General features: G+C 46.9%; 18 protein-coding genes. 8 read left to right on the forward strand and 10 right to left on the reverse strand.

Annotated features, from left to right (window positions below):
- Positions 1–23 precede the first annotated feature (23 nt).
- Positions 24–515 carry a DUF1543 domain-containing protein gene (locus KQY15_RS12240; protein ID WP_217669543.1) on the reverse strand — a complete coding sequence of 164 codons (492 nt, stop codon included), beginning with the start codon at positions 513–515 and terminating at the stop codon, positions 24–26.
- Positions 516–547: 32 nt separating this feature from the next.
- Positions 548–1,618 (reverse strand): hypothetical protein, encoded by a 1,071-nt coding sequence (locus KQY15_RS12245; protein ID WP_217669545.1) that lies wholly within the window; start codon positions 1,616–1,618, stop codon positions 548–550.
- A gap of 223 nt (positions 1,619–1,841) precedes the next feature.
- Here KQY15_RS12245 and KQY15_RS12250 point away from each other — a divergent pair, with 223 nt between their 5' ends.
- The 6 genes from KQY15_RS12250 to KQY15_RS12275 all read left to right on the forward strand — a co-directional run bounded on the left by KQY15_RS12250 (position 1,842) and on the right by KQY15_RS12275 (position 10,138).
- Entirely contained in the window at positions 1,842–2,891 is a 1,050-nt protein-coding gene (locus KQY15_RS12250) for an efflux RND transporter periplasmic adaptor subunit (RefSeq protein WP_217669547.1), read from the forward strand.
- Complete coding sequence (locus tag KQY15_RS12255; RefSeq protein ID WP_217669549.1) at positions 2,888–5,977, forward strand: efflux RND transporter permease subunit; 3,090 nt, start codon at positions 2,888–2,890, stop codon at positions 5,975–5,977. The genes KQY15_RS12250 and KQY15_RS12255 overlap by 4 nt, the downstream gene beginning before the upstream one ends.
- On the forward strand, positions 5,970–7,091 hold the full coding sequence (locus tag KQY15_RS12260) for a GNAT family N-acetyltransferase (protein WP_217669551.1): 1,122 nt from the start codon (positions 5,970–5,972) through the stop codon (positions 7,089–7,091). Before KQY15_RS12255 ends, KQY15_RS12260 begins: the two co-directional genes overlap by 8 nt.
- A gap of 75 nt (positions 7,092–7,166) precedes the next feature.
- Positions 7,167–7,868, forward strand: coding sequence for a tellurite resistance TerB family protein (locus KQY15_RS12265; RefSeq protein WP_217669553.1), 702 nt, complete (start codon positions 7,167–7,169; stop codon positions 7,866–7,868).
- Positions 7,869–7,959: 91 nt separating this feature from the next.
- Positions 7,960–9,300 carry an ABC1 kinase family protein gene (locus tag KQY15_RS12270; RefSeq protein ID WP_217669555.1) on the forward strand — a complete coding sequence of 447 codons (1,341 nt, stop codon included), beginning with the start codon at positions 7,960–7,962 and terminating at the stop codon, positions 9,298–9,300.
- Positions 9,293–10,138 carry a MipA/OmpV family protein gene (locus KQY15_RS12275; protein ID WP_217669557.1) on the forward strand — a complete coding sequence of 282 codons (846 nt, stop codon included), beginning with the start codon at positions 9,293–9,295 and terminating at the stop codon, positions 10,136–10,138. The genes KQY15_RS12270 and KQY15_RS12275 overlap by 8 nt, the downstream gene beginning before the upstream one ends.
- A gap of 9 nt (positions 10,139–10,147) precedes the next feature.
- On the opposite strand, the gene yghU is transcribed toward KQY15_RS12275, so the two are convergent.
- A complete protein-coding gene (yghU, locus tag KQY15_RS12280; RefSeq protein WP_217669559.1) occupies positions 10,148–10,990 on the reverse strand; it encodes a glutathione-dependent disulfide-bond oxidoreductase in 843 nt (280 codons plus the stop codon).
- Positions 10,991–11,185: 195 nt separating this feature from the next.
- Between yghU and KQY15_RS12285 the strand changes: the two genes are divergently transcribed.
- Both KQY15_RS12285 and kynU read left to right on the forward strand, forming a co-directional pair.
- Positions 11,186–12,136, forward strand: a complete 951-nt coding sequence (locus KQY15_RS12285) for an alpha/beta hydrolase family protein (protein ID WP_217669561.1) — start codon at positions 11,186–11,188, stop codon at positions 12,134–12,136.
- The gene (kynU, locus tag KQY15_RS12290; RefSeq protein WP_217669781.1) at positions 12,096–13,385 is read left to right on the forward strand and encodes a kynureninase; all 1,290 of its coding nucleotides are present in this window, start codon (positions 12,096–12,098) and stop codon (positions 13,383–13,385) included. Before KQY15_RS12285 ends, kynU begins: the two co-directional genes overlap by 41 nt.
- Positions 13,386–13,390: 5 nt before the next feature.
- Here kynU and KQY15_RS12295 read toward each other — a convergent pair whose 3' ends face one another.
- The 7 genes from KQY15_RS12295 to KQY15_RS12325 form a co-directional block, all read right to left on the reverse strand.
- Entirely contained in the window at positions 13,391–14,008 is a 618-nt protein-coding gene (locus tag KQY15_RS12295) for a DUF938 domain-containing protein (protein WP_217669563.1), read from the reverse strand.
- Between the two features lie 22 nt (positions 14,009–14,030).
- On the reverse strand, positions 14,031–14,762 hold the full coding sequence (locus KQY15_RS12300; protein WP_217669565.1) for an SGNH/GDSL hydrolase family protein: 732 nt from the start codon (positions 14,760–14,762) through the stop codon (positions 14,031–14,033).
- A gap of 190 nt (positions 14,763–14,952) precedes the next feature.
- Entirely contained in the window at positions 14,953–15,321 is a 369-nt protein-coding gene (locus tag KQY15_RS12305) for a hypothetical protein (protein WP_217669567.1), read from the reverse strand.
- An 11-nt stretch (positions 15,322–15,332) separates the two neighbouring features.
- Complete coding sequence (locus KQY15_RS12310) at positions 15,333–15,779, reverse strand: hypothetical protein (protein WP_217669569.1); 447 nt, start codon at positions 15,777–15,779, stop codon at positions 15,333–15,335.
- A gap of 728 nt (positions 15,780–16,507) precedes the next feature.
- Complete coding sequence (locus KQY15_RS12315) at positions 16,508–17,848, reverse strand: zonular occludens toxin domain-containing protein (protein ID WP_217669571.1); 1,341 nt, start codon at positions 17,846–17,848, stop codon at positions 16,508–16,510.
- Position 17,849: 1 nt separating this feature from the next.
- Positions 17,850–18,269, reverse strand: coding sequence for a DUF2523 domain-containing protein (locus KQY15_RS12320; protein WP_217669573.1), 420 nt, complete (start codon positions 18,267–18,269; stop codon positions 17,850–17,852).
- Positions 18,269–19,675, reverse strand: a complete 1,407-nt coding sequence (locus KQY15_RS12325; protein ID WP_217669575.1) for a virulence factor TspB C-terminal domain-related protein — start codon at positions 19,673–19,675, stop codon at positions 18,269–18,271. The genes KQY15_RS12320 and KQY15_RS12325 overlap by 1 nt, the downstream gene beginning before the upstream one ends.
- Positions 19,676–19,734: the final 59 nt, after the last annotated feature.

The following is a 19,734-nucleotide window of genomic DNA, read 5'->3' on the forward strand; positions in this document are numbered from 1 at the left end:
ATGCCCGTCTGTTCCCGGACGGGCTAACCAATAACAATATAATCATTTTCAAAATAACAACCATTATGTGCAGCCGGGTGCAGTTGAATATAGCGCCCGGCTACCTGCTCTACTGCCACACATTGCTCTATTTCAAATACGTTGTCGGTATGGGGTTTATCCCATTTCAAGCTAAGTTGCTGCTTCGCTATTTTCTTTGCCTCAGCCTTGTTTTCGGCGGCCACTACCAAATACCGGTGATCTTCGCCAAATACACTGCCTACATAGCCACCTAAATTGATAAAAAATAGCTTGGGACCTGCTTTTGCCGGAGTATCAGACAAACTGACCGCATAAGCATCAACGCCTGCTATCGACATCCAGGCATCAATATGCAGTCCCTCTGGTGCAGCAAACCACAGAGCCCGCAGTTGTGGATATGTCTGTTCGAGGTTGTCGCCAGCAACAAAAACAACATCATGCAATTCAGTGTTGGCTTTAGGATGGCTGCCACCGAGCATTACCATATACAGCATAGGTTACTTTCCTTAGCGTAAAAACGCTGATATTACTTGGATACCGGTTGCAATACTACTCCCGGATTGCTGCGCCATATTAGGGTAAAACCTTTGTTCAAAACATATAAGAACAGCAGTGGTAATAACAGTGTTTTTAAGAAGAACAGTGCCATTAAATTCAGGATATTGGTTACGGCATTATCCAGCCTTTCCTTTATCTGATATACCTGGCGTGGATTCACCGCATCTTTGATGGCGGCAATACCATCACCGAGTGAACTGAAACTATCCGATATCGCAGCAAAAAAGCCGGGGGTTTTACCTTCACGGGCCAGTTCGGCAAGTTGAATTTGGTTGTTAATGTCGGCCAACTGCCGTTGCAGTTGTGCTCGCTGTTGCGGTGGGATAGTGTTTAGGCGCTGTCGAAGAGTTGCGGCCTGTTGCTGCAGCTCGGTAATATTGGCCGTTAACTCTGTATGTAATTCCGGGTTAGTGAATTTATTTTCCTGCTCATTGACACCTTCAATACTTTCCAGAATGTGCAGTTGATTTTCAGTGCGCTGGTGCAAAAAGGCCTGGTCGACAATGCCGTTGGCGGCCACCACCAATACCAGGGCAAAGCGTAAAAACAATAACGCTAAAAACAATCGCAGTAAAAATAGTCCCAAGTAACCGGCGGCAAAAGCTCGATTTATCACTGCACTAATCAGAACAGCAACACCGGAAATTGTCAGCAATATTTTAAAAATATTGTCACTGACAATTTCCAGCAAAACCTTCTGAATCACCAGTGAGCCGATGGCCAGCTTCATGGCAGACGAATACTGCTCTACTAAATCATTGAGCGGATCAAGTACCTGACCTGCGCCCACTGAGCCACCAATACCAACGCTGAATTCAAAGGTAACCGACTGTAAAAAAGAAATCAGGGCATTCATTGCTCTGGCAATGACAAAGGCTGAACTGGCCTGAACTAAAGCTTCATCAATGTAAGCTGTGGTATAGCGGTCAATAGCACCACTCCAGGATAAGCCAACGCTACCTATAATCAGGCCCAGAATCAGCCAGCGCCATTTGCTGGTAAAGGCGTTTTGTTTAATCGCCGTCATGACTTTAGTCATCGTTAAGCCCTTGTATGTCGTTTGATTTGATAAAATGATGCTATCAGCCGTATGCGGCACTGTCGATGAAAAGTCACTTAACTCAAATTACCGCAGCTTATCGCCTATTGAGCGAGTTTAGTGATCATCATCAGTTTAAATCCGTATATTCGCTCTAATGATGCGGGTGTAAGCAATGATACAGAAACCCGGACAACCCATTTATTCGTGACAAGGATCCTAAATGACAACTGTTTGGCAAAAAGCACTCTGGCTGATTTTATTCTTTATTACAGCCGGCGGCGGGTTTAATGTGCACGCTCAAAGCAGAGGTGAGGGACGTGCAGCCAAAGTCATTACTATGCCTGTAGAGTTCGAGCGGCAAAGCAGCCAGATTGAAGCAGTTGGCTCGGCAGAAGCCATTCAGTCAGTGGTAATTTACCCGGCAGTGGCCGACAAAGTGACTGCTATCAGGTTTGTGCCTGGCCAGAAAGTGCAACAAGGCGATGTGTTACTGGAGCTGGATGCAAGACGGCAGAAAGTAGCGGTAGAACGCGCCCGGATCCAGTTAGCTGATGCAGAGCGCACCGTTGAACGGCTTAGCGTTAGCCGGCGCCAGGGCGCAATTGCCCAGAGTGAACTGGATGACGCCCAGACTCTTCGCGATCTTATGCAGGTAATGTTAACAGAGGCAGAAACTGAATTAGAAGATCGTACTGTACGGGCACCATTCACTGGCGTGGTGGGTTTAACTGACATTGAAATTGGCGACAGGATAACTCAGCAAACGGCCATTACTACATTAGACAACCGCAGTGAACTATTGATTGATTTCAGGGCGCCGGAAACCGCCCTTAGCATGTTACAACAGCAACCAACACTGACCTTACAGCCATGGCAGGGTGCTGAAACCCGCTTATCTGCCAAAATCAGTCAGATAGATTCACGTATAGACAGCACCAACCGGACGATCAGGGTACGTGCATTACTTGATAACAGTAGTGATACTTATCGGCCAGGAATGAGTTTCAGGGTCAGTCTTGAACTTAAAGGCGAAGCGTATGCAGTGATTCCGGAGGCGGCTTTGTTATGGGGAGCAACCGGTGCTTATGTCTGGCTGCAGCAACAGGGAACAGCAAAAAAAGTAGAGGTGCAGATTAAACAACGGCTCAGTGGCCGTTTGCTGGTGTCAGCAGATATTAATGAGGGCGATATGCTGATTACAGAGGGTGTGCAGACCCTGCGTGCTGGCCAGCGGGTAGAAACAATTAATGAGCAAAGGGCTGGTTTATGAAACAGCAACCCATACATGATGATTTGCCATCATTATCTATTCGCCGGCCGGTACTGATTGTTGTACTTAACTTACTGATTATAATTGCTGGCTTTGCTGCAATAAATGGTCTTGAAGTAAGAGAGTTACCTGACGTTGATCGGCCAATTGTATCTGTTACTGCCAGTTTTCCCGGTGGATCACCGGAAACAGTCGATACTGAGGTAACCAGCAAACTTGAGGGTGCTGTTGCCCGGGTATCAGGTGTTAAATCCATTAATGCATCAAGTGAAGAGGGCAGCTCGCGGGTGCGGGTTGAGTTCAGGCCAGGCATTAACCTGGATGATGCTGCTAATGAAACCCGTGAGGCAGTAAGCCGTGTTCAACGGGAGTTACCTGAAGCCGTCGAACGACTGGCTATTATCAAAGCAGACAACGATGCCGAATCAGTGGTAAGTATTGCTGTATCCAGCGCGACCTTAGATCTGGAAACTCTGACCGAACGAATTGAAACTGATTTAGCACCGTTATTTTTAACCATTCCCGGCGTCGCTGATGTCAGATTAAATGGCGACAGAGAGCGGGTATTGCGGGTTATACTGGATCCGCTACGATTAACCAGTTTTAATCTGACAGTAGCCGATGTTGCAACCGCGTTACGGCAGGCGCCGTTTGACGTTCCTGCAGGCAGCATGCGCTCCACCGACCAGCAGCTGATTGTGCGGGCGGATGCCACCTCTGTCAGTGCTGAGCAGGTAGAAGATATCATCATAAGTGGCAATACCCGGGTAGGTGATGTCGCCACAGTTTATTTTGGCCCGGCAGATGCCAACAGCATGGTGCGGCTGGATGGCCGGCCGGTTATTGGTATGGGTGTTATCCGTCAGGCCCGCTCAAATACCATTGAAATTTCAGACGAAGTTCTGGCGCTGGTAAAACAGGTTGAAAGCCGTTTTCCAGAACTTGAATTACAAGTTACCTCTGATGATGCCGAGTTTATTCGTGGCTCAGTGCGCGAAGTGATGACCTCACTGGCGCTGACCGTATTATTAGTTATTTTCACTTTATGGCTGTTTATTGGTTCCTGGCGTGCCACCATCGTGCCCGCGCTATCTATTCCGGTGGCTTTAATTGGTGCGCTGGCAGCGATCTGGCTGATGGGGTTCTCAATTAACATTCTGACGTTACTGGCTCTGGTACTCGCCACTGGCTTAATAGTAGATGATGCTATTGTTGTTTCTGAAAACATTCAGCGCCGGCGCAGCATGGGCCTGGGAGCAAGGGCGGCAGCGGTAATTGGTACCCGTGAAGTATTCTTTGCTGTCGTTGCCACCACCGCCGTTTTAGTGGCTGTTTTTGTGCCTATTGCTTTTTTACCTTCGACCGCCGGCCGGCTGTTTCGTGAGTTTGGCGGAGTGTTAGCGGCTGCTGTCATTATTTCATCTTTTGTTGCGCTGTCACTGGTGCCTGCGTTAACTGCCCGCCTACCCATTAAGCAGGGCGCCAGCAATATGTTTGGCTCAATCGGTAACGCGTTACTTGGTTATTACAGTCGCAGCCTGCATTGGACCTTAGATCATGCACTTATTGTATTTGTGGCCTGCCTAATCGCCGCCGGCAGCGCAGGTGCTTTGTATGTCACCCTTGATAATGAACTGATGCCAAGTGAAGACCGCGGCACAATCCGCGTTTTCGCGCGCGGACCTGATGGTGTAGGCCTGAATTTTATGGATCGTCAGGCCGATAAAATGGAGGAAATTCTGCTGCCCTATGTTAATGGTGGTGACATCGATTCTATTTACACTGTTGTCGGACAATGGGACCCCAACTTAACGTTTATTACAGTGCCATTAAAGCACTGGGATGAGCGCAGCCGGTCGCAACAGGAGATTATCAATGAAATTAGTCCGCAACTGGCGGCAATTCCCGGAGCACCGGCACGTGCTTTTGGCTCAAACAGCTTAAATTTACGGGGCCAGGGAGGCGGCCTGGAGCTGGCTTTAACGGGGGAATCTTATGCCGGTATTTTTGCCGCTGCACAGCAGTTTTCAGCAGCAATTCAGCAACAAATGCCAGAGCTTGGCATGCCACGTATTTCATACCAGCCAACTCAACCCCAGTTGCGGGTTAATATAGACCGGCGGCGTGCAGAAGAGCTTGGTGTGCCATTGTCTGATATTGCTACAACATTGCGGGTAGCAATTAATGGTGACGATTTGGCAGATTTAAATGTTGGCGATCAGTCAATCCCAATCATTTTACAGGCGAACAGGACTACCGTGTCTAATCCGTCAGATCTTGCCAATTTATATGTTGGCTCCCGCAATGGTGGCCTGGTTCCATTGTCCAGCCTGGCTCATATTTCCGAAGAGGGTGTTGCTGCAGAGCTGGAACGTCAGGCACAACGGCGCGCGATTGAAATGGAAATGGAGTTGCCGCCAGAATTGTCAATGGAGCAGGTGGTTGAGCAATTACGGGAACTGGCGCAACGTGAATTGCCAGCCAACATTGGCCTGGTGTTTTTAGGTGAAGCATTAACATTTGAAGAAACGGCCCGCGAGATAACGCTAACCTATGTGCTTGCTTTTGTTATCGTGCTGTTGGTGCTGGCCGCTCAGTTTGAAAGCGCAAATAGCGCGGTTGTGGTTATGGCAACTGTACCTTTTGGTATTGCTGCGGCGTTATTTGCATTGTTTTTAACAGGTACTTCTATCAACTTTTACTCGCAGATTGGCTTGGTTATGCTGATTGGCTTGCTCGCCAAAAACGCCATATTGCTGGTTGAATTCGCCGATCAGTTACGTGACCGCGGTTACAGTGTCAGAAAAGCAGTGGAAGAAGCGGCTCAAATCCGTTTACGACCTATTGCCATGACGCTGCTGTCCACCCTGTTGGGTGGCTTACCACTTATCCTGTCGACAGGAGCAGGCGCCGAAGCGCGCAATGCTATTGGCTGGGTGGTGTTCGGCGGCCTGGGTATAGCGGTGATTTTTACCTTGTACCTGACACCTGTGCTCTACCTGGCTCTGGCACGCTTCGCTAAACCACGTGCTGATGAAAGTAGCCGGCTGGAGCGTGAAATGGAGGCCGCTGAACAGATTGATTAATATTACGCTATGTGACTCGTTAGCTGAGGTAGATGCTGGCGCATGGAACAGGCTGTTTAATGCCAATCTGCCGTTCTGCCAGCATGCCTTTTTAAATGGGCTGGAACAGGGCGGCAGCGTAGGAGAGGGCACCGGCTGGTTACCACAACATTTACTGCTTTATCGCAGTAGCGAGTTAGTTGCAGCTATGCCTATGTATCTGAAGTTACACTCATACGGTGAATACCTGTTTGACTGGACTATTGCAGAGGCCTATCTGCATTATCAGTTGCCTTATTATCCTAAATTGCTTTGCGCCATTCCTTTTACGCCAGCTGAAGGACAACGCTTCGGCATCGCTACCGATGAAGATCCGAAAGAGCTATTTAAGTTGTTTCATCAAGCGATTATCCAGCGTCAGCAGCAACTTGGCTGCAGTAATTTTCAATGCCTGTATCCGGATTTACCGCTGCAGCAACTGATGCGCGATAGCAATATGCAGGAGCGGATTGATGTTCAATTTCAATGGTACAATGACAATTTTGTGGATTTTGCTGACTTTCTGCAAACTCTACCGTCGCGTAAACGTAAGCAAATAAGCAAGGAGCGTAGGCAGGTTAAGCAACAGGGTATCAACATAAAACATTATGATGGCAATAATCTGCCAGCAGATTTCTGGCCTGAATTTGTCGGCTTTTATCAGGCTACGTATCAAAAACGTTCAGGCCACAATGGTTACTTAACCCCGGAAACCTTTGCATTATGGGGTAAGCACATGGCAGATAATATTCTGGTGTTTGCCGCTTATGCAGGTAAGCAGCTGGTTGCGGCTTCATTATGTTTTAAATCAGCTAATTGCTTATATGGTCGGTACTGGGGTTGTCTTGCAGAATTCGATAAGCTGCATTTTGAGTGCTGCTATTATGCTGGTATCGAATATTGCATTAGTAACAAATTAACGCGGTTTGATGCCGGAGCCCAGGGCGAGCATAAACTTAAACGCGGCTTTGCACCTGTTATACGCCATGGCTTTTATCATTTCAGCCCAGGCCCGCTGATAAATGCTATTGCCGACTATTGCCAACGTGAGCGACAGGCGTTATTGCAGCATTATCAGCTCACAGAGCCTGATTGATTTGATTTAAAAAAATGAATCTTTTTCTTTTTTTATTATCCATATTCTGGTTTGGTGCATTAACAAGGAATCACAATGAATACAAAAAGCTTGTTGGATCAACTGTTAAAATCAGGTTCTGGCTTACTGGGTGGTACAAGCTCCCAGCAAAATCAACGCCGCCAGCCTGGTAGCGACGGTCTGGCTGGCCTGCTCTCTGGCAGAGCAGGCGCAGCATTAGGAGGCGGTGCTCTGGGTTTGCTGCTGGGCAGTAAAAAAGGCCGTAAGCTCGGTGGCAAGGTTCTTACCTATGGCGGTATGGCAGCACTGGGTTTAGTGGCATACAAAGCCTACAGCAACTGGCAGCAAAATAATCAGCAACAGCAAACCAGTGTACCGGCAACGGTTGACAGGGTGCCAGAAGCAGAAGTTGAGGTGCACAGTAAGGCAATATTAATTGCTGTAATTGCCGCTGCAAAATCAGATGGCCATATCGATGATCGGGAACGGGAAATTATCGATGCCGAAGTCGCGAAATTTACCCGGGATGCCAGTTTACTGCGCTGGATAGATACCGAATTACAAAAACCACTGGATCCGGTAGCAATCGCTTCGGTAGCGACTACTCAGGAAATTGCGGCAGAAATGTATCTGGCCAGCGTTCTGGTAATCGACGAAGAAAGTTTTATGGAGCGCAGTTATCTGAATGAATTGGGTAAACAGCTTAAGTTGCCGGCTGACCTGCAGCAGGAAATAAAAAAGCAGGCGCTGGCCGCTGAGCAACTGGCTGGCGCCTGAAACTGATTAGCAGAATAATTGCCCCTTAACTGAGCCTGTTAACGTTTTGCAGCGTAAATTCAGGATATAAGGTCAAAAGATAAGGGTAGTAATGTCTGACAATTCATCCCGGGTGCCAACAAACCGGCTTAGTCGTTTCAGCGGCCTTGCAACACTGGCCGGGAAGGTCGCTGGTGGCATGCTGGCGGAGGGCGCAAGACAGCTTGCCCGGGGTAACAGGCCCAGTGGTAAAAGTATGTTACTTACGCCGGCAAATATTAAGCGGGTAGCTGATCAACTGTCGCATATGCGCGGCGCGGCGATGAAGATGGGCCAGCTGCTGTCCATGGATGCAGGTGATATATTACCTGCTGAACTCACTGAACTGCTTGCCAGATTACGTGCTAATGCCAACCCAATGCCAGCTAAACAGTTATCGCAGGTTTTGCGACAGGAGTTAGGTGAGCAGTGGCAGCAGCACTTTGCTGATTTCAGCTTTAAGCCGATGGCCGCAGCCTCTATTGGCCAGGTTCACCAAGCCTATCATGATAACGGTGATAAACTTGCTGTTAAAATCCAATACCCCGGAATTAAAGCCAGTATTGACAGTGATGTTGATAACGTGGCGTATTTATTAAAAATAAGTGGCTTGATCCCAGCTGAAGTTGAGTACCAAAGCTTATTAAACGAGGCCAGACACCAACTTAAAAATGAAGCGGATTATCTGAAGGAAGCCAGCTATTTGCAGCGTTATCGACAGTATTTGATATCTGATGATGCTTACCTGATGCCAACTGTCTATCCACAGCTCAGTACTGCCAATATTCTGGTTATGTCGTATGTTGCAGGTGACCCTATTGAAAGTTTGCAAAGTGCACCACAAGCTGAGCGGGACAAAGTGCTGGGACTAATGTTCAGCCTGTTTTTTCGCGAGTTGTTTGAATTTAACCTGGTACAAACTGATCCGAATTTCGCCAATTACCTTTACAACCGACAAAGCCAGCAGCTGGTACTGCTTGATTTTGGAGCCTGCCGTGATTACTCAGAGCAAATAAGTAATGGCTATCAGGCTTTATTTGCGAGCGCTTGTGACAATGATCTTGCCGGCATGGAGCAGGCGCTGACCAAAATTGGCTTTTTCAGCCAGAATATTTTAGCTGCACAAAAAACAGCAGTATTAAAACTGGTTGAACTGGCCTGTGAGCCGCTGCGCCAATCTAAACCTTTCGATTTTGGCAACAGTGATCTGGCTTTTCGCTTGCGCGAAGCCGGAACCGCTTTAAGTATGAAACAAAACTATTGGCATAGCCCGCCAGCCGATGCGCTCTTTTTACATCGTAAAATTGCTGGTTTGTATTTGCTGGCTGCAAAATTAGGCGCCCGGGTTAATGTCCGCCAGTTGCTCGAACCTTATCTTCATCAGACGGATACTGAACAGGAAGTTTATGCTTAAGAAATTGATTAGCTCGTTATTACTGTTTGGCACGATAACAACAGCAGCTTTTTATGCTGCCAGGGTCAGCGCGGAGCCCGCCACCGAACTGCCGCTATGGGAGGCGGGAATAATTGGCCTGAGGATTGAACAACTGGCTTATCCGGGTTCCAGCGAACAGGTTCAGCGCAATTTTGTGCTACCTTACCTTATTTACCGTGGTGACTTTTTAAGAGCTGATCGTGACAACGTGGGCTTGCGGGCATTTAAAAGTGACACACTTGAGCTGGATGTTGGTTTTGCTGCTGCGTTGGGTTCTTCACAAAGTGATATTCCCCAGCGTGAAGGCATGCCCGAGCTGGGTACGCTGGTAGAAGCGGGCCCACGCCTGCGCTGGACAATAAGCGATAATATCTGGGGTAGCAGGTTGCGCATGGATTTACCCGTTCGCGCGGTTTTTGATATCGAAGATGGCATGCGCTATAGCGGCATCAGCTTTGAGCCGGCACTGTTTGCGGATGTGACTACTGCAGATGATCTAAGTTATACAATTGGGATCAGTGCTTTATTTGGTAGCGAGAAGCTGACAGACAGGTTTTATCAGGTGCCAGATCAATTTGCTACATTTTCACGGCCAGAGTTTGACGCTAAACCCGGCCTTATAGCCTTAAGGCTTTCCGGCGCAATAAGTAAAAAGTTTTCATCAAAATGGCGTGGCTTTAGTTTTGCCCGTTACGAAACTGTCACTGCTGCAAAAAATCGACAAAGTCCATTAGTGGTTGCAAATGGCGGCTGGTCGGTCGGGCTAGGTGTCACTTACATCTGGGCCACATCGACCCAGACAGTAAGTGGCTGGTAGCAGCGTCTTCTAGCTGGTCATTACTTTGTCTAACTCTGAACTGCTGTGACGTTCTGGCAGCTTTGGTCCATCGCCCCAGGTACGGTTAACTATTTTGCCACGTTTTACCGCAGGCCGCTCATCGAGCTGCCTGGCCCAGCGCTGCAGGTTAGGGTAGTCGTTAACCTGCAGGAACTCTGCAGCTTCATATAAGTGGCCGAGTACTAATGCGCCGTACCAAGGCCAGATAACGATATCGGCAATGGTGTATTCATCTCCGGCAATATATTGATGCTTTGCCAATTGTTTATCCAAAACATCAAGCTGGCGTTTAGTCTCCATGGTATAGCGATTAATCGGATACTCCAGTTTTTCAGGTGCGTACGCGTAAAAGTGGCCAAAACCGCCTCCCAAAAATGGTGCGCTACCCATTTGCCAGAACAGCCAATTCAGGGTTTCAGTGCGCTTTGCCGGTTCAGTCGGCAAAAAAGCACCAAATTTTTCAGCGAGGTATAACAATATTGAACCGGATTCAAATACTCTGCTGCCGGTTACAGTATCGAGCAGTGCCGGAATTTTCGAATTGGGGTTAAGTTCAACAAAGCCACTGCCAAACTGATCACCTTCTTTAATGTCGATAAACCAGGCATCGTATTCAGCATCTTTAAAACCTGCTTCCAGCAACTCCTCAAGTAAAATAGTAACTTTCACACCGTTTGGTGTTGCCATCGAATATAACTGGATAGGGTGCTCACCTTTTTTCAGCTTTTTATCATGGGTTGCACCAGATACAGGGCGATTTATATTTGCAAACTGACCACCACTCTCTTTATCCGCTCGCCAGACCTTTGGTGGGATATAATTGTCGCTCATGCGTTGCTCCTGTTTAAATATTAAGCTGGTTAAGTGCTGTTAAAAGATATTGGCTCAGTAGTCAGGAATTACAAGGTGTTCACTTTGGCTGTAAAGAGGTTTTAGGACTAAGCCAGATTAAATTTGAATATGGGTAACACGAAGCTGGTAATAAACTAATAATAAAATAACGAGTTAAGTGTTGCAGATAACGCTATGAATAAAATAATAATTGCTTTACTGACTGGCACTACGTTGTTACTGCACGGCTGCGCGCAGCGGCAAGTTGTTAACGAGCAAGAAACTGCCGTTTCAACCAGTGTGGTAAATCAGCACGCCATAAATAATGTCAGTTATAGTAGTCTGGCCGCATTACCATACAACGATACCAGTATCAGGCTGCAATACGGTCCTGAACCTCTGCAATATGGTCAATTGTATCTGCCTCCTGCCGCAACGTTAAATAAACGAGCACCTTTATTGGTTTTTATCCATGGTGGTTGCTGGTTGAATGCTTATGATATCAGCCACAGCCGGGCTTTTAGTCAGGCTGTGGCAAATGCAGGTGTTGCAGTTTGGTCTGTTGAATACCGGCGAACCGGCGATGAAGGGGGTGGCTGGCCCGGTACATATACTGACGTGCTGCAAGCGTTACAATATAGCCAACAAGCACTGAGCGCTTATGCTGTGGATAGCAGCAATATTGCCATTGCCGGTCACTCAGCAGGGGGCCAGTTGGCGCTGTTGGCGGCAGGGCAAGCTTATCAACAGCTTGTTTCTGAAAGCTTGCCGTCAATTAAAGGTGTAATTGGCCTGGCTGCTATCACGGATATGCCAGCCTATGCCAGTGGCACCAATAGTTGTCAGCGTGCTGCCAGCCAGTTTCTTGGTGGTACAGCATCTGAGCAGCCTCAGCGTTACCAAGAGGCGAACCCCGGTCAGCAAGTCATGCATCCGGCAACTTTGCTTTTACATGGCAGTGCCGATACTATTGTGCCGCTTGAGCAGGCCAGCAATAGCAATATGTCGTACCAGATTATTGCTGATGCGGGGCATTTTGATTGGATCCATCCCCATACCCGGGCGTATAAGCAGTTTATTGCATTTTTGCAGGAGCTTTTGCAAAGTGACAACCCTAAGCCATTATCTAGAAAACAATCAGACTGATATTAGTCTGCCGTTGTTACAGCAGTTAGATTGTCAGGATCCGCTCGCGACTAAACGCGATGCTTTTGTGTTGCCTAAAAACACCGTTTATCTGGATGGCAATTCCCTTGGCGCTATGCCTAAGCTTGTTGCAGAGCGGGCGCAACAGGTGCTGAGTAAGCAATGGTCACAGGATTTGATTAAGAGCTGGAACAGTCATAACTGGATTGATTTACCAGTAACGTCTGGTGAAAAAATAGCCCGTTTAGTTGGCGCTGCCCCTGGACAGCTTATTTGCTGCGACTCAACATCTGTTAATTTATTTAAAGTATTAAGCAGTGCTATGCAAATGCAGCCGGGACGTAAGGTTGTGTTGTCTTTAGCCGGCAATTTCCCGACCGATCTGTATATGGTTCAGGGCCTCGCCAGTTTGCTTGGTGAGCATAATTGTCAGTTAAAACTGATTGATGAAAGTGTAAACGACCAATTGCTCGAGCAAGAATTAACTGACGAGATTGCAGTGTTACTGTTAACTCAGGTCGATTTTCGCAGCGGCCGTTTATTGAATATGCAACGGTTAACTGAGCTAGCCCAAGCCAAAGGCATCCTGGTTATATGGGATTTAGCCCACAGTGCCGGTGCTTTGCCCATTGCGCTGGATGCATGTAATGTCGATTTTGCGATTGGTTGCGGTTATAAATATTTAAATGGCGGCCCTGGCGCGCCGGCTTTTATTTATGCCGCGGCACGTCACCATAACGCGGTAAGCCAGCCTTTATCTGGCTGGATGGGCCATAGCTCGCCTTTTAGTTTTGATAAGCACTACCAGAAGGCTGCGGGGATCAGCCAATTTCTAACGGGCACGCCGGCTATTTTATCAATGAGTGCGCTCGATGCAGCTTTGGATGTATTTGCAGATGTTGAGATGACACAATTACGTGAAAAATCACTTGCACTTAGCCATTGTTTTCATCAATTAGTCCTCCAACATAACTGCCTGAGACCACTAAAACTGATTACGCCATTGAAGCCGGCAGAGCGGGGCAGTCAACTGGCATACCAGCATCCTGATGCGTATGCGTTATGTCAGGCGCTGATTTCCCATGGTGTTATTGCTGATTTCAGAGCGCCCAATATTCTGCGGCTGGGTATTACACCACTTTATTTACGCTATGTCGATATCTGGCAGGCGGTAACAACATTGGCAGAGCTGGTAGCAAGCAATGAATATTTGAAACCACAGTACGCGGTAAAGAATAAAGTTACCTGAGTCGGTTAAGCTGTTTTGGTAAACCACAATAAACGATTATTGGCCGGCATAGGCGTGTCACGTTCTAACTGAAAGCCTTGCCGGCGCGCCAGTTCAAGCACTTTTTCAAAGTCCCGGATACCCATAGCAGGATCACGGCTTTTTAAACTGGCATCAAATGCCTGGTTACTGCTGCTGGTAAACTGGCCATGATAATTAAAGGGGCCATAAAAACATAAATTGGCCCGGGCTGCTGTCAGCTCATTTAAACGGCTAAAAAAATGCCTAACCACCGCCCAGGGCATAATATGTAACGTATTGGCAGTAAACAGGCCATCTGCCGCCGTTGCAGGTGATGGATCGATACAGATATCCAGTTGCAGCGGCGAGGCTAAGTTAGCTAACGCAGCACGGCGAATACGCTCTGTTAACGCCGGCAGATAAACCGGCTGATCTGACGCCTGCCAACTTAAATGCGGTAACTGCTCAGCGAAATACACAGCATGCTGACCAGTACCGCTACCAATCTCAAGCACTTTACTACAACAAGAAAAAGCCTGTTGCAGCACAGTTAAAATAGCTGCTTTATTGTTTTCACATGCTTGTGAAAACGGTAAATCGGCGTCAAAAAGTCCAGTTGTCATATGCAATATCCCGCAGATATTTTTAGTTCAATCGCAGATTTCGTTCTACAGATTCAAAAACCAGTTGCGCCCAGATTTTACAACCAGATTCAGAGGGATGAAAGCCATCGACAGCAAGCATATCTGCGGTTAATGCCAGGTTACTGTATACCAGCTGCGCTTTTGGCCAATTTTTTAGCTCATTAGCCAAAGCCTGATTAAGCAACGCGGCTTTTAAACCTAACCAGTAATTTAGCGGTGAGGGTAGAGCTGTGAAGTGCTGCATTGGTGGTATAGCACTGAATAACACAACAGGGTCCGTAAAATCGGTGGCCAGTCTGTTTAGCAAAGCTCTGATCTGCTTTAGAAATTCAGTCTTGCTGAGATTTGCCGTAACATCATTTACGCCTATCGATACAATAACTACGTCCAGCCGGTACACCGCATTGCTATGTGCATATAGCTGATGCAACAAACTGTTTAACCCAGCGCAATCGAGGCCGGTTTTAGCGGCAAGTTGCCAGTTTACCTGATATCGCTCGCTTAATAGTGTTACCAGTTGCCCGGAAAAGGCCTGTTGCTGCTCAGCAATACCCACACCAGCAGCCGCCGAGTCACCACAAATCAGTAGGCGCAGGGACTCGCCGTTACCCAGCATACCGCTGCGCCGGCCGGCAGCTTCTGGCAAACGCAAAGCACGTTGTCTTGTGCGCTTGCCTTGCCATAACAACAGCGGCCAGCAGAGCAAAGAAACAAGGAACAATCGTATCGACATAGCTTAAAATTCAGCCTGATAAAAAAGAGCATGTTACAACAGATTAGATGACGCTATTACAAGTTTTATCAGCAGGAGCGACTGAAAACCTGATGGTTGCTTGCTATATATGAAATACCAAACGATTAAACGACAGATAATACAATTTAACATAATAGTAACTTGAAGCCGGGCAGTAAGCCCGGTTTTTTTATGGGCGGTTTTTATATCTGAAACATGCAGAATCGCGGTAAGTTTTGTGAACTTCATTTTGAGATTTGCGGTATTCAGCAGTCCAGTAGTCGCAAAGTTGCTTATCATTTGCTTTGGCAGCATCAGCAGCGCGTTGTTGGCGAAGTTGATCAGATGTTGGTTGAGGGGTAATTGGAGGTGGTGTGAATAGCTTTTGGGGTGGACGAGGGATGCTTTTTAGTGATTCAACCGCGTGATTAAGTTGAGCAAGATAATACTCTTTTAAAGCAGCGTTTACTGTATAGGCCGTTAGGATGGTAAAGCACGTTAGGGCTAAAAATACCGCTGAGAAGATAGTTATAAATAGCTTTAGGTGGTTAGTTTGCATATGGCCTACTGTTATTTTTTTGAACTAAAGTCCTGGACAAGACGGTTGAGGTAATCAGCTGTATGCAGTAGCAGCTGATATTTAGTACCAGATGTTATCTCATCCAATTTGTTACGTAACGCTTTTACCTGTCTGTTTGACTGTTCTGCTGACCATTTGTAGCGCCAAACGAATGCAACGTCAGAGGATTTGCAACTTCCCCAGGGGGTGTGAAGTATACCGTCATGGTCTATTGTGCAATCTTTCCAGCCAGTAGCAAAGGGTAAATAACCTTTGTAATGCACGAATAGGTAGCGTTTTGCGATTTCATGGGGCTGGTTAGTGAGGTACCAGCGGCGACAGGTTTGCTCTGATACGCCAAAAAAATCAGAAGCCAGTTTATGCTTTTTTTCCCATATACCAAAAGCATGATCATACATGGTTTGAAAGTTCGGTATTTGTTCCTTTTTGGGTAACATTTTCTTTAAAAAACTCCATTTTTTCAGGTGGAATTTGGAAATATACCGAAGTTGGGTAAATGTAAAGGGTGAAATTTAGTTTTTAATAGCGTATTCAATGCGTTGCAGTTTGTTTGGCAGTGGAGACGCATCAGTTTTGTGTGTGTGTTTAATGCGGATGTCCGCACTCAGTTCGAGTGTAACAGAACTCGAACTGAAAACTCCCTCTAAAAAGACCGCCACCCAGCCGCCTTGCGTCTGTCTGCGCGTCGGCCTTTTTCTCTTCAAAAAACACCTAATTTAGCGAAAAAATCGCGGGGCGCGGAGACGCGCCGGGAAAACGCCTATGGCGGTGGCCGGAGACGGCCACGGAGAGAAAAACGCGCAAAATTGCGCGGGCGCGGGGACGCGCCAAGAGGGTAACGGCTTCGCCGGAACGCTTACGCGAGATAATGCCTGGCTTCGCCAGTTTGTTTATTTGCCGCTTTGCGGCAGGGGTTCGGCAGGGCGCGAACCGGCCGAGGATTGAAGCCGGGCTTTAGTGACGCGAAAAAACATGGTGAAAGCAAGGGTCAGCTGGTACCCGTTGCGCGCCTCCTTCCAGTCGGTGCTCACTGCATGGCCGTTGGCCATAACAGAATTAGTATGGCTGCGGTGATGAAACCCTGGAGAATCATGTCACCAAGGATGAATAAAATACGTCTAAAACGAATGATTATGCGTGTATAAAGCATGTTTTTTGTCATTTTTTAGTACCTGGGGAAAATGTAACGGGTATTGCCGTAGCTTAAAACTGGCATGCGGTTGCTGTATTCAAAGGTAAAACCGAGGTTTGAAAGGTAGTAACCATCTAATAGCAGACTTGGTTTGATAAAGTTTTCTTCGTTTTTTGCTTCATCTTCGAGGTATGGCAGTTCGCAAGTGAAAAAATGCTCTACTACAGGGCGGTTATATCGCGTTTTAAGCTCATATCCGGCGTAAGTGAGTGAATCGCATAGCTGGCCAATGGGGGTGTCGGCTGGTACGGCAGAGAATGGCTTTATCTGGTCGTATATGGCTGGTTCATTAGTAGGTATGTAAGCATCCGGTGCTGGCTGTTGGGTTTGGGGTTGGCTTGGTTGGGCAGTGTTAGTTTGGTTGCTTTGCTGAGGTGCTGTATTGGATGCCCAGGAGCCTGAAAGCAGGTACCAGACTAAAACACCAATTAACAAAGGAACAAATAGCACTAATATGAGTTTTTTGGGTAGAACAAGCTTGTGTGTATGGGCATCAGCTGACCAATAAAGCCCGTAAAGGGATTTATCACGGGTAATAATACTTCGAATGGTGTTTTTTTTCTGAAAGTAATCTTCCTGGTCAAAAACTTTATCAGCCTGATAGCGGGTTACGCGGTTAGATTTGAACGGGTTGAAGTAGTGAACGTGGCAACCGGCCAAGCGGCGAACATGGTTGTCCATTAGCTTGGCATCTTGTGTAACCAGGTGAATATCCCAGCCTTTGTGCCGGTGGGTTTCGAACTCTGAACAGTGGCGGGGTACTCTTGCACCTACTGGCCGTGGAGGAAAAGTCTGCTGGCACTCATCCATAACAATGATGCTTTGGCGTGGCAATTCGTACCAAAGCTCTGGCTTTTCAAAGCGCCGCCAATCTAAGTTGAACTGTTTAAGGGTTTCAACGGTTACGTGTTCTTTGTCTGCTGATTCTATGTAAAGCTTTAGATTTTCCCTAGCAGAATCAGGGTAGACGATGCGAACCCAGTGTAGCCACAGTAAAACATCGCCTTTTGATTCTAGCCAAGCATCGTAGATATGAATGAGGTGCGGAAAGCTGGTTTCGTCTGCCAGCTCTCCGTCACCGTGGATTTTTTGCAATCGCTTTTGAACAGGTTTAATAGCGGATTTGTTTAGGCTTGGTAGATATACGCCGTAAAAATAACCCTGAAAGCTATGGCAAACTTCGAAATCAAGTAGCAACAACTTTATGTTGTGGTAATAGATTTCACGGCCAGCGGTCTTTGTATCGTGGGTTATTTCGCGCAGGGTGTTTAGTGTTTTAGATGCGCCTGGTAAGCCAGTTCTTAAATAAAGCATATTACGCCTGCCATATCATTGATTTTTGTTTGCCAGTGGTAGACAAGTTACTAAAACCCATAAATGCCAGGCGAGCAGCTAAACCACCAAAAAGTATGCTGATCGCATCCGGTATTTTAGCCATAGAAACGAATTGTAATATTTCAGGGGGTAGCCCTGAAAAATGGGTCTGTATCTGAGTAAAAATAACCTGCAACGCCATAGTGCCAAGCTCATAAACAACAAAGCCAATGCCAAGACCGGACATGACTTTAATAATAAGCGGAACCAAGGCAAAACCGATAAAAGTAAGAATAAAGCCGACAATAGATAGCCTGAATGCTTTAAGGCCGTGGGTTAATAATGAACCGATGCCGACACCTTTAGGGGTTGGTATTGGCGGTGCAGGGTTTAAAGGTGGATTCCAGGGGGTAATAGGCATTATTTTTTAACTCCGAAAGCTATGAAAGCAGAAAACAGCGTTGCAGCTGCCATGATGAAATAACTAAGAACACTGAAAGCTTCACAGTATGGTTCCCATTCCATGTACCAGGTACGGCCGAGCATGTTGATGGCGCGGGGCGCTGGACACGCTGTAGAGCCACCAGACCATTGAAAATCGTCTTTGAATGTATCGAGTGAAATTTCTGAAACGGTTAAATCCACAATGGATTCATCGCCAGTTATGCCAAGCATACTGGTTATGTTTGCGCGATCATTGTCGTCAAATTCAACGCCATCACCTTTTAGAGATTCGGATATATCCTTAGTATTAGCATCAATTCCGGTTAGTAATTGGTTGGATTTGTCCAAGCGTTTTGTAATTTCGCTAGTGTTGTTGGCATCACGTTTGATTTGGTCAGCAAGTAGTTCATTATTGGCATCAATCCGGCTTTCTACGCCGCGCATTGTGTCTTTAAAATCGCCCTTAACCATGTCAGGCATGGGTTTATTGGGGTCGGTTATATCATCATCAGGCTCAGGAACGTCAGGGGCGCAGGCATAGCCGTTGGTGGTTACCAGGCAATCATCAAGTGACGGTAAGTCGGGTTCAGTACCACAAAGGAAATTATCATTAACAAAGCCACAACCAGCTTGGCAGTTTGAATATACGGGTTCATCGTTTACCGTTTCTAAATCACATTTATCGTTTGGGTCTTCGAAACACACTTCCATGCCGTTTCCGGCAATAAAACAATCTGGCTCTGGTGGAACACAGCCGCCGATGGTGTCAGGGGGGCAATCATCGGGGTTTGGTTCGGGTTCACAGTCGCCGTTTTCTTCGGGGCAATCGTTTTGTAGAACAGCAGCAGCCCAGCAAAAGAAATTGGGATCAGTACCTCCAAAGTTAATAAGTGTAGGGGTATTGTCAGGAGCACAATAGGGCGCGGGAGGGTTTTTAATAACTGAGACGCCGTTTATATTTAAATCTCCCATTGGATCCTCAGTGCCTGTCGAATGAATAACACAAGTTCGGCGCAATGGTATACCTGTAGTATATGTACCCGAAGGATTTAGAGGCAGGTTTATATCTTCATTTCTCAAATATGTTTGGATTGTTCCAACACCATAACAACCCCCCCCTGCACCGAGGTAGCTATTAGCAAGCGCATAATATGCTGCGTCGTGTGTTGTTTCTGTGAATGATTTAGCGCCTGTTGTTGCAGTCCAGGTATTGCCTGAAGGCGCTGGAGCAGAGCAAATATGCCCAAGTTCTGGATGGTCTTGATAACTACCACCATCGGGGCACGAGTAGTCGAGGAAATCTTCAGGATTTTCTTGTGATGTTACGTAACGAGGAAATAAAAAAGCCCCGGTAAGCAGGGCTAATATCAGGGCTTTTTGCATGGTTTGCGGCCTTATGAATCGAATAAAATAAAAAGAGCCATAAGGCCGACAATGATAAA

It is taken from the genome of Arsukibacterium indicum, from assembly GCF_019100565.1.
Classification (GTDB): domain Bacteria; phylum Pseudomonadota; class Gammaproteobacteria; order Enterobacterales; family Alteromonadaceae; genus Alishewanella; species Alishewanella indicum.